Origin of the sequence: Neobacillus piezotolerans (assembly GCF_003362805.1) — a bacterium.
GTDB lineage: Bacteria > Bacillota > Bacilli > Bacillales > Cytobacillaceae > Bacillus_D > Bacillus_D piezotolerans.
Window position 1 is genome coordinate 1 of record NZ_QNQT01000015.1, and the last position, 13839, is coordinate 13839.

Genomic DNA, 13839 nt, shown 5'->3' on the forward strand with positions numbered 1-13839 from the left:
GGACCTTTTTTAAAAGTGTCCATTATTCGGGTTATAGTTCAAAATGGATGGTCCCTTTCAATTTTCTAAAAAAATTTGATGTATAAAATTTGCCTTTCTCCTGCCGCTTATAAAAATGAAGATAATCCGAGCAGGAGTGTTGAGGCGAGCATGGCGAACAGCATCAGGTAGACGATGATCTTTCTGGATTTCCGGTTATTCATATAAATTCTCCTCCCTAGATGAGTTATGGGATACTATTATTGTACCGGGAAAAAGGGCTATGGACAACCTTCCAAACTGGGAAGGATTTATGACACTTTTAGGAGAATACAATAATTGTCGAAATTTTAGGGGAAACCGGTGCGAGTTCCGGTAAACGGATAGCCGCCATTTTAAAAGGGGATGAAACGATGATCAAGAAAGTGGACCATATTGGGATTGCGGTCAAATCTTTAAAGGAAGCGCTTCCTTTTTATACAGATGTCCTGAAGCTCCCGCTTTTGGGAATCGAAGAGGTGGAGAGCGAGAAAGTCGTTGTCGCTTTCCTTGACGCAGGGGGAACAAAGCTTGAACTCCTTGAACCTTCGTCATCCGATAGCCCGATTGCGAAGCATATTGAAAAAAGGGGGGAAGGCATCCATCATGTCGCTTTCGGAGTTACGTCGATCAAGGACAGGATTAACGAAATGAAGGAGAGCGGGATCCGCATGCTCCAGGATGAACCGAAGCCGGGCGCGGGCGGGGCGCAGGTTGCTTTCATGCACCCAAAATCGACCGGCGGGGTTTTATATGAGTTTTGCGAGAAGAAAGGGATGGAGAACTAAATGGCTGACATTTTTGAAAAAATCAACGAACTTTACGATAAACGACGCGAAATCGAGATGGGAGGCGGGGACGAAAAAATTGCCCGGCAGCATGGAAAGGGGAAGCTGACAGCGCGGGAGAGGATTGCGCTGCTTATTGATGAAGGATCGTTTGTGGAATTGAATCCGTTCATCGAGCACAGGACCACTGATTTTGGAATGGACAGGCAGAAAGGGCCGGGCGACGGTGTTGTGACAGGCTATGGTAAAATCAACGGCCGGCCAGTTTATGTATTTTCACAGGATTTCACTGTGTTCGGCGGGGCGCTCGGCGAGATGCACGCGAAGAAAATCGCCCACCTGATGGACCTGGCCGCAAATAACGGGGCGCCGGTGATCGGATTGAACGATTCGGGTGGTGCGAGGATCCAGGAAGGCGTCGTCTCGCTTGACGGGTATGGACAAATTTTTTACCGGAACGCGATTTACTCGGGGGTAGTGCCCCAAATCTCCGTCATAATGGGCCCTTGCGCGGGCGGAGCGGTCTATTCTCCTGCCATCACGGATTTTGTCTTTATGGTTGAAGGCACAAGCCAGATGTTTATTACGGGACCAAAAGTCATCGAAACGGTGACAGGCGAAAAGATTTCGCCGGAAGACCTTGGCGGTGCGAAAGTGCACAATTCCATTTCCGGCAATGCCCATTTTATGGGTAAAACTGAAGAAGAGGTTCTTGAATCCGTGCGGAAGCTATTAAGCTATCTGCCCCAAAACTCTAGGGAGAAGCCCCCGCACGCCGAAACAGAAGATACAGGGGATGATTATCGCGCGGACCTGGTTGACTGCATTCCATTTGATCCAATTAGGCCGTATGATGTGCGGATTGTCATCGATCACGTAGTTGATGAAGGAAGTTTTATGGAAATCCACAGTGATTTCGCGAAAAACATTGTCGTTGGGCTTGCCAGAATCAAAGGGGATACGGTCGGGCTTGTTTGCAATCAGCCAAAGGTAATGGCCGGCGGGCTGGATATCAATTCTTCCGATAAGGCTTCCCGATTCATAAGGTTCTGTGATTCCTTCAATATCCCGATTATCACCTTTGAGGACGTCACCGGGTTTTTCCCTGGTGTTAAGCAGGAGCACGGCGGCATCATCCGGCACGGAGCGAAAATACTGTATGCTTATTCTGAAGCGACAGTGCCGAAGCTGACGGTTATTTTAAGGAAAGCATACGGCGGCGCGTACGTTGCCCTCAACAGCAAATCGATTGGCGCCGACCTCGTTTTCGCATGGCCGAATGCGGAAATCGCCGTAATGGGGCCACAGGGAGCGGCGAACATTATTTTCGCGAAAGAAATCGAAAACAGTCCGGATCCCGAAAAAGTCCGCCAGCAGAAAATAGAGGAGTACCGCCAAAAATTCGCGAATCCTTATGTAGCTGCCGCGAGGGGGATGGTTGACGATGTCATCGACCCGCGGGAAACAAGAATCAAGCTGATACAAGCCCTTGAAATGCTCAAAAACAAAAACGAAACACGCCCTTCGAAAAAGCACGGAAACATTCCACTTTAAACCGGGATGTTGATGATGGAGCACATGGAAAGGTATACTAAAATAGCGAGTACATATTTAGTTGACGGAGGTTTGAAGGATGATTAACAACGAACGGTTGTTGAATGAATTTTTGGAGCTTGTCCAAATTGATTCCGAAACAAAATTCGAGGCGAACATCGCAAAGATACTGAAAGAAAAATTTTCAACGCTTGGGCTGGATGTTTTTGAGGATGACACAACTTCCATTACCGGGCACGGAGCGGGGAACTTGATTTGCACCCTGCGGGCCACCAAGGATGGGGTGGACCCGATTTATTTTACGAGCCATATGGACACAGTCACTCCCGGGAACGGTGTAAAGCCTTCGATTAAGGATGGCTATGTGGTGACGGACGGGACGACAATCCTTGGCGCTGACGATAAAGCGGGCCTTGCCGCCATGTTCGAATTGATCCGCGTCCTGAAGGAACAATCAATTCCGCATGGCGAAATCCAATTTATTATCACCGTTGGGGAAGAGTCCGGGTTAATGGGCGCAAAGGCGCTTGACCCATCGAAAATAACCGCTAAATACGGCTATGCGCTTGACAGCGACGGCAAAGTGGGAAATGTGATCGTTGCCGCGCCTACCCAGGCCCGAATCAACGCGGTCATTTACGGGAAGACGGCGCATGCAGGAGTCGCCCCGGAAAAGGGCGTTTCCGCGATTACGATTGCTGCCAAGGCAATTGCGAAGATGCCGCTTGGCCGAATCGACAGCGAAACGACGGCGAATATTGGCCGGTTCGCGGGCGGGCAGGCGACAAATATCGTCTGTGACCGTGTCGATATTCTTGCCGAGGCAAGATCGCTTGTTTCAGAAAAAATGGAAGCGCAGGCTGCAAAAATGAAGGAAGCATTTGAAACGGTTGCCGAACAAATGGGGGGCAAGGCTGAAGTAGAGGTACAAGTCATGTATCCCGGCTTTAAGTTTGCCGAGGGCGATCATGTTGTCGAGGTAGCCAGGAAAGCTGCCGCAAAGATAGGCCGAAGCTGCGAGCTCCAGCAAAGCGGGGGAGGCAGTGATGCGAACGTAATTGCCGGATTTGGAATCCCGACTGTCAACCTGGCCGTTGGCTATGAGGATATCCATACAACAAATGAGCGCATGCCGATTGAAGAGCTCGGCAAGCTTGCTGAAATGACGGTCGCGATTGTCAAGGAAGTAGCTAATCAATAATCTTTTCGTGCAAAAAGGGGACCCGGCATAAAAACGCCGTGGTCCCCTTTCATTTTATTTTGATTAGCTCTTCACAAGATAAGCCTCCAGAATATCCAGCTGCCTGTTGCCTGTTCCAAAGGCGCGCATGCCGCTGTGGGTATTCATTCCTTACCAGTTCCTCGGCTCAACGCTTTCGAGTTCAGTTGTTACACTCGTTTCACTGCCCGAGGTGTCTTTGATATAATACGATTTCTTAACGATCCCGAGCCCGGGGGCCCAACAGTTTTGCACGATGCTTCCATCCTCGCCGATTTTTTCGAGGATGATCGCCTTGGATATTGTTCCGTATGGGACTGTTATGATGGCATTCAAATCTTTTACGGTCCATCCTTCGAACTGTTGATTTAACCTTAGTTGACTCGGCAACACGAGCCTTGGTTTAAAAGCCGGTTTGAACTTCTTGATATCAGGCGGATTTTCGGAATAGTATTCAGGCTCTTCGTACACTATTGAAACTCCCTCTTTTCCCAGCCCGTAAATCCTAAGGACGCTTGTTCCGCCGTTTTCGGTCACCGATGCGAAGAATTCCCCTTCCCTGGAAAATATCCTTTCAACCTCGGCCGCATATTCATTTCCTGTTCCTTTAAACATTTTTATTTGATTGGGCGAGGGCAGATAGGCGGCTGTTTGGATTGGATTTCCCGTACCATTCTCAGTTCCGTCTTTGCCTGTACCAGTTCCCGCTCCGCCTTCCTTTCCGGTTCCCGCTCCATCTTGATCAGTGGTTTTTCCTTCGCTTGGCCGATCCTTGCCATTAATGCCATGATTGGATTCATTCGTATTTTCGGCCTGATTTGGATTTTCAAAAAATCCGCAGCCGGCTAAAAGTAAAAGCGCGGCAATTATAGCCATCCACCTTCCCATAACCATCACTTCCTTGCCGGAATATACAGCTACATTTATTTGACGTATTTTATGCTAGTACGTTTCGTTAATAGTACTAAATAGGCGGCCAAACCACAAATCGACGGGGAAAAACGGGTAATGGGGATGCGGCAAAACCTGGTTTTTGCTAAACTAAAGGAAGAAGGGACGGGTTGATGGCCATGAAGGAAATGTATCCGAAAAAAGGAAGGGTCATTTTGCATGTGGATATGAATAGTTTTTATGCTTCGGTGGAAGCGGCACATGACTCATCCCTAAAGGGGAAACCCCTGGCCATCGCCGGCAATCCTGAGGAACGGCGCGGAATCATCGTAACATGCAGCTATGAGGCGAGGAAAATGGGAGTCCGGACGACTATGCCCCTGTGGGAGGCAAGAAAACTTTGCCCGCAGCTGATTGTCATGCGGCCGAACTTCGACCGTTACCGGGCTGCTTCAACGGCGATGTTTGAGATACTTGCCCAATTTACCCAGCTCGTCGAACCGGTGTCGATTGACGAAGGGTATATGGATATTACGGATAGCTATGAACTTGGGAGCCCGCTTGAAATCGCGGAGACTATTCAAAAGCGGATTATGGCGCAGCTCGACTTGCCATGCAGCATCGGGATCGCCCCGAATAAATTTCTCGCCAAAACTGCTTCGGATATGAAAAAGCCGATGGGAATCACCGTCCTCCGGAAACGGGATATTCCGACTGTTCTCTGGCCGAGGCCCGTCAGTGATATGCACGGGGTGGGGGCGAAAACAGCCGAGAAGCTAAAAGGTATCGGGATTGAAACAATCGGGTCGCTCGCCTCCGCCAATGAAATTCAGCTGAAGATGCTCCTCGGGATCAACGGGCTCAGGCTGAAAGACCGCGCAAATGGAATTGACCCGAGGCATGTGGATCCTGAAGCTGTTTCCGATTTTAAGAGCATTGGCAATTCCACGACGCTGCCAAGGGATATCGCGAACCAGCATGAGCTTTTTGAGGTGCTTGGTAGCCTTGCGGATAAAGTGGCGGCAAGATTGAAAAGGAAACAGGTTGTCGCCAATTCGCTTTCCATCACAATCCGGTATAAGGACAGGAAAACGGTTAACCGCGGCAGGAAGCTAGCGAATCCTGTAGCGGGAAAGGAAGAAATACTGCAATTGGCCAAACAGCTGCTTGTAACAAACTGGAACGGCGATCCTGTCAGGCTGCTCGGTATAACCGGAGCGGATCTCGCCGGAGCCGAAGAGGCCGTCAAACAACTCGATTTGTTTTCCTATGAAAAGGAAGCGAAAAAGGAACCGCTTTATAAAACCTTGTCTGTACTGAAGGAAAAATACGGGAAAAACATCATTGCCAATGCAGGGTCGAAAACGGAAACCGATGCTAATAAAGGAACGCAAACAAGCTTTAACAAGGATTTCCTGCGCGGGTTCAGGCCCGGGATGAAGGGGAATGAAGCTGAATAAGAAAGAGGATATAAGCTACTAAATGTAAAAATGCCGCCCGGTTTGTGGACGGCATTTTATTTGTCGTTTTCATACAATTGTACATCAAAAGAATATAACGTTATTTCGAACGAAATAAACCACCTTAAATGCCGGAAGGCCCCGCGGTCGGTTGCTGTTCAGGCTCTAAATCTTCCTTTAGTCAGGCTTCTTAATGGATTCGGACAGGGCCCGGCCTGCTCAGTTGATCCCTTCCAAAAGCAATATCCTCGCCGGCGCCGCATCGGTTCCCTGTAGCTTTATCGGCGCGGCAACCATGAAATACTCTCCTTGCGCAACGTCCTTCAGGCGGAGCCCTTCAATGATGATGATGTCCCGCCCCATCAGGGCTTTGTGGGTTGGATGGCCTTCCTGGGCGCGTTCAATCCCAAGCGCATCAATTCCCACGCCTGCTATTCCGATTTCGGCAAGCCGTTCGGCTGCGTCGCTTGCGACAAAGATAAAGTCAAAATTGAATTCCTTGTCAAAGGAGTTTTTAGTTTTAAACAGGACANCATGGGTAAGGTCGAAAACCTTGCAGTTCCTGACAAGCTCCTCGATCGAAATCGTTTCAAAGGTTTTTCCTTCATTCATCATGTGGAGCGGGGCGTCAATATGCGTACCTGTGTGAACATCAAGGCTGAGCCTTGATTCAGTTACATGTGCATTTGTTACGGTTTCAAGCTTCGGCTGTTTTTCAGGCTTGTTTTTATAAACCGGCATTCCTTCGAATATCGGCGCGGTAATATCATGGATCTTCATCTTTTCCCCTCCGGTCCTAGCATCTTTCTACTTTAAGGTCGCGTACGCGCCACCAGAAGAACCCGTCTTTCGACAAGAGTTCATCTGCGGCGGCCGGGCCCCTTGAACCTGGCTCGTAGTTCGGGAAGCTCTCGTCTTTCGTACTCTCCCACGCATCGGAAATCTTATCGACAAAACTCCATGAAAGGGCAACTTCATCCCAGTGCGCGAAGTTAGTGGCGTCGCCGCGCATGCAATCATAAAGAAGCAATTCATAGGCTTCCGGTGTGTTCATTTCATTGATCGCGTTATTTGCAAAACTTAATTTCACTTCCGTTGCATCCATCCCCTGGCCCGCCTTTTTGGCGTTCAGGTGGAGGGTAATCCCTTCCTCCGGCTGAATATGGATGACGAGTAGATTGGGATTCAACGGTTTATTAGGCTGGTAATACAGGTTCATCGGTACATCCTTGAATTGGACGATGATTTTCGTCGATTTCGCTCCAAGGCGCTTTCCAGTCCTTATATAAAAAGGGACGCCCGCCCAGCGTTGGTTGTCAATCATAAGCTTTCCTGCAACATACGTTTCCGTATTGGAGTTTTTATCGACATTCGGTTCATCCCTATAAGAGGGAACTTCTTTGCCGTCCAGCGTCCCAGCGCCGTATTGGCCGCGGACGAAATAGTTGGATACTTCTTCGCCTTCGATTGTACGGAGGGAACGGAATACCCTGATTTTTTCCGAGCGGATTTCATCGGTGGTCAGTTTGATTGGCGGTTCCATTGCCAGCAGCGCGACCATTTGGAGCATGTGATTTTGGACCATATCCCTTAGCGCCCCGCTCGTTTCATAATAGCGCCCGCGCTCCTCAACCCCAAGCGTTTCGCTTGATGTAACCTGGATGTTGGAGATATACCGGTTGTTCCAGAGAGGCTCAAAAAGCGCGTTCGCGAACCGGATGACTTCTATGTTCTGGACCATCTGCTTGCCGAGGTAATGGTCAATCCGGTAAACCTCATCCTCACTGAAGGCGGTACGGATCTGTTCATTCAGTTCGATGGCCGACTCAAGGTCATGGCCAAATGGCTTTTCAATGACAAGGCGTTTGAAGCCCTGAACGTCGGTCAGGCCATCCGATTTAAGATGAAGGGCGATAGGGCCGAAAAATTCGGGTGCCATCGCGAGATAAAAAATTCTGTTGCCCCCAAGCCCGTAATGGTTGTCCAGTTCCTTAGCCATCCCTTTTAATGCCGCGTATGAAGCCGAGTCTGTGACATCGTGCGAATGGTAATAAAAGTGTGAAGCGAATTCGGCGATGCCTCCAGCATTTTCGCCGGCTTCAACGACGGATTTTTTAACATTCTCCTGAAATTGCTCATTTGTAAGCGGCCTCCTTGCGACGCCGATTACAGCGAACCGATCGGATAAAAGCCCTTTTCGGAACAGCCTGTATAAGGACGGAAACAGCTTCCGGTTCGCGAGGTCCCCCGTGGCACCGAATATCATGATCAATGATTTTTGTTCTCCATTTTGTGACAAGGATGAAAACCCCTTTACGAAAAAATTTTCCGAATTCAGAATATCTGTTCAAATACAAACTGTAGCCTTTTCTTCCATATTTCGCAAATGATTCGCAATTCACACGTCTTTTTCCTGGGAGCCGGAAGCCATGCGGTATAAAGGGGGCAGGATGCGTGAAGTATGGTATAGTAATAAAAAAACAGTCCTTTATCCTGACCCCAACCGATTTACGCCAGGATAAAGGTTTTTTGGAAAAGAAAGAGGTTTTTACGTTGGAATTATTATTCCTTGGAACAGGGGCGGGCATTCCCGCGAAGCTTCGGAATGTGACATCCATGGCGCTGAAACTCCTTGAAGAGCGTGGAAGCGTCTGGCTGTTTGACTGCGGGGAAGCGACACAGCATCAAATCCTCCATACCTCCCTAAAGCCGCGCCGGATTGAGAAAATATTCATCACTCATTTGCATGGCGACCATATTTATGGCCTTCCCGGGCTTTTATCGAGCCGCTCTTTCCAGGGGGGCGAATCCGAGGTTGAAGTGTTCGGGCCAAAGGGAATCGGGCTATATCTTAAAACAAGCCTGTCAATCAGCGGTTCGTACTTAAAATATCCAATAAAGATTACTGAGGTTGAAGAAGGGATAGTTTTCGATGATGGGCAATTCAGGGTCGAAGCCCTTCTGCTTGACCACGGAATTCCTTCCTACGGCTATCGGATAACCGAAGCGGACAGGCCAGGCACATTGCTCGCCGGCAAGCTGGAAGAGGCGGGGATTCCCCCTGGCCCGATTTATAAAAAAATTAAAAGCGGTGAAAAGGTTACGCTTGCGGATGGCTCCGTACTTGATCCCGCCGCCTTCCTTGGCCCGCGCCAAAAAGGGCGGATTGTTTCCATCCTTGGCGATACCCGTTACTGTGAAAACGCGATTGAACTTGCAAGGGATGCAGATCTTGTCGTCCATGAAGCGACGTTCGCCGCCGGCGAGGAAGAAATGGCGCATGAGTATTTCCATTCGACAACCTCCCAGGCTGCCGACGTCGCGATAAATGGAGGGGCGAAAAGGCTTTGCCTAACCCACATCAGCTCCCGCTATGACCGTCTTGCCTCTAAGGCGCTTCTCGAGGAGGCGCGGAGGTTTTTCGCAAATACGGAACTTGCTGAAGACTTTAAAGAAATTGCTATCCCTATGCCTCAGCCGTAAAGTGCCTGGCCCGATTTTGCGGGCCGGGTTCTTTTTAAGAAAAGCCGCGACAACAAGGGGCTTAGCGTATTTTACATGCCAGTCGAACCCCACCCCATTTTAGCCGCAATTATACTATCATTTAAACCGCTATTTTTTCCTGAACGCCTTCCAGGCAGATTTCATGGCTGCATAGTTGCCAATCGCGGCGTATCCGTAAAACCAGCCCATGAACAATCCTGCGAGCAGGCTGGAAGGGTGGCTGACCAGGACGGAAAACAGGAAGCCGGAAATGACCGCCACGGCGGGGACGAATTGTTTTGGCATCCTGAAATAGAGTTTAAGGATTTGGGTGATTATCATGATAGCTGGGACCGCAATCAGGGTGTCCCAAACGTTTGTATAGATTACAGGGAAGTCCACTTCGATCCTCCTCCCGGCAATGGGCTTCTTTTTAGTTTGCGCTATCGGCAGGGAATCAACCAATATCTCTTGGTAGCTGGGCATTCGAGGATATTTTTGGGAAGGAAGGGTAAAAACTCGGAAGTTTCCGCTTAACTTTTGGGAGGAAGGGGTATAGGGAATGGAAAACTACTTCTGGGAGGGATCATCATGGAAGCGTTCATCCTCATCGGCACGTTTATGTTTATTATGGGATCGCTAGTCCTGCTGTTGAGCGGCATTATCAGTTTCTTTTTTCCAAGAGTCCATTTTTTATACATATTAGGCATAAGCGGACTGGCAGGGCTTGTTTTTGGAATTTTCCTTGAATTGGGTGGGCTGGCGTTTTTCGCAGCGGTCTTCAATGTTTTTTTGTCAGGGATTGCCATCGGGCTGGCGAAATACGGCCTTTATTTAAAATCGAAAACCGACTTTGAGGCTGAGAGACTGTTTAATTAAATGAATGGGCGCCTTCCGTTTTGGAAAGGCGCCCTGTTTCTTTTATATCGTTATTTCCATCCGCGTTCGTATTGCTTAGGCGGTTCGATTTCGACCCCGAGCTCTTTTGCCGCGGCTCGAGGCCAGTATGGATCCCGAAGGAATTCACGGCCAATCAGGATGAGGTCCGCGCGTTCATTTTGCAGAATTTCTTCAGCCTGTACGCCCGATGTAATGAGGCCGACCGCGCCGGTGGCGATTTCGGCTCCATCACGTATTGTTTCGGAATATTTCACCTGATATCCAGGATACACGTTAATCCTCGCAGGGACCACCGCGCCTGAACTTACATCAATCAAGTCGACGCCCTGCTCCTTCATCCATTTTGCAAACTGTACATAATCCTCTGGAGTTAAGCCATCCTCATGATAATCGTGGGCAGATACCCTAACGAACAGCGGGCCGTTCCATACGGTTTTGACGGCTTCGATGGTCTCTCGGAGGAAGCGGTAGCGGTTTTCAGCCGATCCACCGTACTCATCCGTGCGCGTGTTCGAAAGTGGGGAAAGGAACTCATTGATCAGGTAGCCATGGGCCCCATGGAGTTCAATTACATCCAAGCCGGCTTTTCTGGAACGCTCAGCCCCTTTCCTGAAGGCCTCAATCGTTTCGTCTATTTCCCGTTTTGTCATTTCTTTTGGGGTTTTTGATTTCTCATTAAACGCGATTGCCGATGGTGCGAGGATTTCGCCTTCAAGGACTGCTTTCCTCCCGGCATGGGCAAGCTGAATCCCAATTGCTGAGCCGTGTTCCTTCATAAGGCCGGCGAGCTCCTTCAGGCCTTCGATATGATCATCGTTCCAAATGCCAAGATCATTCGGTGAAATCCTGCCCTGCGCCGTCACTGCCGTTGCCTCGAGGATGATTAGGCCTGCCTGTCCGACCGCCCTGCTCGTATAATGAGTCCGGTGCCAGTTCTCGACCATGCCATCCTCATTGGGGCATGAATACATGCACATCGGCGACATCACAATCCTGTTCTTCAACGTAACTCCCTTAACCGTAAACGGAGTAAACAACTTTGCTCCCATCAAATCCAGCCTCCTTAGTAAGACGAGTGAAGCAGTGGATGCATCCGGTACTTCACTTGAAATAGAGTATCTTTATTTGCCACATTTAGTATAGCAAAGCGTTTCCCTCTTTTTAAAATTTACGGCTTGCGCAATTCCTTCAGGCTGTACTTCGTCCCCCGCCAAATAATTCCGCCGCGCCTGAAGGTCAAGTAGCTTGCCCGGATGATGCTGTAAATGAAGATGGATGCCGTCAGCGGGAACGCTATGAACAAGACAGGAGAAAACCGGGTCATTTTTTTCAAAACAAGGAAATAAAGCGCCGTAATTCCGATGATATTTCCCATGCTTAACAAGAAAACAACTTTATCCGGAATGAACAGGGTAAAAAACGGCAGCACCTGTGAGGCAAATGTTCCGAATACCGCGAAGGCGACCATCGACAGGCGGTAATGAAGGCCCGCGAATGTGTTTTTCTCAAGGCCGCCCAGCGCCTCCCCAAGTGTTCCGTACCATTCCACCTCAAGTAAATCCAGAGCGCTTACGATCCGCTGTTTCCTCCCGGCCCGCTTCATTTTCATGCCAAGCTGAAGGTCATCGTCGGGCCTCATTTTAATCGCTTCATGGGTTCCGAACGATTCGTAACCTTCTTTCGAAACGAGGTTAAAGGCGCCAATCCCAATCCCGTTTTTTGATTTTGGATTGTTTGCCGACCAAGGCCGCTTGTAATAGGAGAAGCCGAACAGGAAAAAGGCGACGAACGATTTTAGCCAGAAGCCGTTTGCTTTCATGTTCGGCGCGGCAGTCATATGGTCAAGGCTGTTCCTTTTGAAATAACCGAGTGCTTTGGCGAAAGCCTCTTCATGGTACTCAACGTCCGCGTCAGTGAATAAAATCCTTTCTCCATTAGCGGCACGATATCCTTTGTAAAGCGCATGGTTTTTTCCAAGCCAGCCTTCGGGCAAATCGGTAATATGAAGGACACGTACCCTGGGGTCAACCGCTTTTAACTCTTCCATAGCTCCGCCGGTCCCGTCGGTTGACCGGTCATTGACCAGGATCCACTCGGCATTCCTGTAAGTCTGCCGCAATTGGCTGAGGACGCTCTTCCTTATATGCGCTTCTTCATTTTTCGCCGCTACAACGACTGAAAGAAGGGGGCCATCCCTAAGTGGAGGTTCATCCTCAAGCCGGTCAAGCGTTTTAAAACCTATAATCGCATCGATAAGGAAGACAATCCAAATAATCAAACTAAGGGATAATAAAAATATCAGCATCGTATAATCTCCGCCTGAACTTTTTCTCCATTGTACCATTTTGTGGCGCGCCAGCAGGGGAAGAGTGGAGCAGGGGACGTGCCCCCATGCTATATTGCGCAGGCCAACTAATTCCTCGTGCTTGCCTATTTTGGTTTTTAGCCGTGTAATTATGCGGAAATAATGACAATATGTGCCTGAATCGATAAACTAAAAGGAAAGGCGTCTGCCGAATTTGCGGGTCTCTATTTGAAAATAATGTTGCGAGGGAATAGACATGGCTGAATGGAATGGAACGATCGCGAAAATCACGCTTCCAACCCCGTTTGCGGTTGGGGATGTTAATGTATACGCAGTAAAAGGCGACAGGCTCGCCCTTTTCGACGTGGGGCCGAAAACAGATGAGGCTTGGGATTTATTGAAATACCAGCTTTCCGAGCTTGGCCTCGTCCCGGAGGATATTGAGATGGTTGTCTTGACCCACGACCACCCTGACCACGCCGGGCTTCTTGATTATTTTCCAAAATCGCTCGAGGTTTATGGGCATCCTTTAAATGAAAGATGGATCAACCGGACAGATGAATTCATGGCCGCACATGACCGTTTTTACCTTGGTCTGTTCACGGAATTCGGAATTCCGGAAACATATCAAAAGCTTGCCGGCCAGCTGAAAAAGTCGCTTAAATACTCCTGCAGCCGTTCGCTCACAGGAGAAATAATGGAGGGGGACCGGGTTCCTGGATTGCCGGACTGGCAGGTTATCGAGACGCCGGGCCATGCGCAAAGCCATATCACCCTGTACAGGGAGCAGGATGGGGTGCTTATTGCCGGTGACCATATACTTGCCCATATCTCACCGAATCCTTTGCTTGAGCCGCCGATTGCCAAAGGAATTGAGCGCCCGCGCCCCCAGCTTCAATACAACCGGTCACTCGCAAAACTGCGCGACTACCCGGCCGGGCTTGTGTATACCGGGCATGGGGCGAATGTTTCGAGGCTGCCTGAACTGATTGAAAGAAGGCTAACCCGCCAGCACGAACGGGCAATGAGTGTGAAAAAAATGCTTGAGGATGGACCGAAAACGGTGTTCGATTTATGCCGGCAGCTGTTCCCCGCCGCATTTGAGCGCGAACTCGGCCTGACTTTGTCTGAAACGGCCGGCCAGGTCGATTATTTGCTATCCCTTGGTGAAATCGAGCCGGTTCAAGATGGGAAAATAAAGTATTTTAAAATCAGGTGAGG

General features: G+C 49.3%; 14 protein-coding genes. 7 read left to right on the forward strand and 7 right to left on the reverse strand.

The genetic code is table 11. The features are described from left to right. Positions 1–107 precede the first annotated feature (107 nt). Positions 108–203, reverse strand: coding sequence for a stressosome-associated protein Prli42 (gene prli42 / locus DRW41_RS23170; protein ID WP_156129718.1), 96 nt, complete (start codon positions 201–203; stop codon positions 108–110). A 189-nt stretch (positions 204–392) separates the two neighbouring features. Here prli42 and mce point away from each other — a divergent pair, with 189 nt between their 5' ends. The 3 genes from mce to DRW41_RS20285 all read left to right on the forward strand — a co-directional run bounded on the left by mce (position 393) and on the right by DRW41_RS20285 (position 3561). Further along, positions 393–806 carry a methylmalonyl-CoA epimerase gene (gene mce, locus DRW41_RS20275; protein ID WP_115453859.1) on the forward strand — a complete coding sequence of 138 codons (414 nt, stop codon included), beginning with the start codon at positions 393–395 and terminating at the stop codon, positions 804–806. Continuing rightward, the gene (locus tag DRW41_RS20280) at positions 807–2360 is read left to right on the forward strand and encodes an acyl-CoA carboxylase subunit beta (RefSeq protein WP_115453860.1); all 1554 of its coding nucleotides are present in this window, start codon (positions 807–809) and stop codon (positions 2358–2360) included. A 79-nt stretch (positions 2361–2439) separates the two neighbouring features. Next, a complete protein-coding gene (locus DRW41_RS20285) occupies positions 2440–3561 on the forward strand; it encodes a M20/M25/M40 family metallo-hydrolase (protein ID WP_115453861.1) in 1122 nt (373 codons plus the stop codon). Between the two features lie 150 nt (positions 3562–3711). Here DRW41_RS20285 and DRW41_RS20290 read toward each other — a convergent pair whose 3' ends face one another. Beyond that, positions 3712–4467, reverse strand: a complete 756-nt coding sequence (locus tag DRW41_RS20290; protein WP_115453862.1) for a hypothetical protein — start codon at positions 4465–4467, stop codon at positions 3712–3714. 182 nt (positions 4468–4649) lie between these two features. Here DRW41_RS20290 and DRW41_RS20295 point away from each other — a divergent pair, with 182 nt between their 5' ends. After that, positions 4650–5930: a DNA polymerase IV gene (locus DRW41_RS20295; protein ID WP_115453930.1), complete on the forward strand. Its 1281-nt coding sequence runs from the start codon at positions 4650–4652 to the stop codon at positions 5928–5930. Between the two features lie 219 nt (positions 5931–6149). Here DRW41_RS20295 and DRW41_RS20300 read toward each other — a convergent pair whose 3' ends face one another. Both DRW41_RS20300 and zwf read right to left on the reverse strand, forming a co-directional pair. Then, entirely contained in the window at positions 6150–6710 is a 561-nt protein-coding gene (locus DRW41_RS20300) for a cyclase family protein (RefSeq protein ID WP_115453863.1), read from the reverse strand. Positions 6711–6726: 16 nt separating this feature from the next. Further along, complete coding sequence (zwf, locus tag DRW41_RS20305; RefSeq protein WP_115453864.1) at positions 6727–8229, reverse strand: glucose-6-phosphate dehydrogenase; 1503 nt, start codon at positions 8227–8229, stop codon at positions 6727–6729. A gap of 254 nt (positions 8230–8483) precedes the next feature. Between zwf and rnz the strand changes: the two genes are divergently transcribed. Beyond that, positions 8484–9413, forward strand: a complete 930-nt coding sequence (gene rnz / locus DRW41_RS20310; protein WP_115453931.1) for a ribonuclease Z — start codon at positions 8484–8486, stop codon at positions 9411–9413. 129 nt (positions 9414–9542) lie between these two features. Here the strand turns inward: rnz and DRW41_RS20315 are convergent, their stop codons facing one another. Further along, complete coding sequence (locus tag DRW41_RS20315; RefSeq protein ID WP_115453865.1) at positions 9543–9815, reverse strand: hypothetical protein; 273 nt, start codon at positions 9813–9815, stop codon at positions 9543–9545. 189 nt (positions 9816–10004) lie between these two features. Here DRW41_RS20315 and DRW41_RS20320 point away from each other — a divergent pair, with 189 nt between their 5' ends. Beyond that, positions 10005–10292, forward strand: coding sequence for a hypothetical protein (locus DRW41_RS20320; RefSeq protein ID WP_115453866.1), 288 nt, complete (start codon positions 10005–10007; stop codon positions 10290–10292). 50 nt (positions 10293–10342) lie between these two features. Here the strand turns inward: DRW41_RS20320 and namA are convergent, their stop codons facing one another. Together namA and DRW41_RS20330 are read right to left on the reverse strand one after the other, a co-directional pair. After that, positions 10343–11362, reverse strand: a complete 1020-nt coding sequence (gene namA, locus DRW41_RS20325) for an NADPH dehydrogenase NamA (protein WP_115453867.1) — start codon at positions 11360–11362, stop codon at positions 10343–10345. Between the two features lie 119 nt (positions 11363–11481). Beyond that, entirely contained in the window at positions 11482–12618 is a 1137-nt protein-coding gene (locus DRW41_RS20330) for a glycosyltransferase family 2 protein (RefSeq protein ID WP_115453868.1), read from the reverse strand. A gap of 256 nt (positions 12619–12874) precedes the next feature. Here DRW41_RS20330 and DRW41_RS20335 point away from each other — a divergent pair, with 256 nt between their 5' ends. Then, a complete protein-coding gene (locus DRW41_RS20335) occupies positions 12875–13837 on the forward strand; it encodes an MBL fold metallo-hydrolase (RefSeq protein WP_115453869.1) in 963 nt (320 codons plus the stop codon). Positions 13838–13839: the final 2 nt, after the last annotated feature.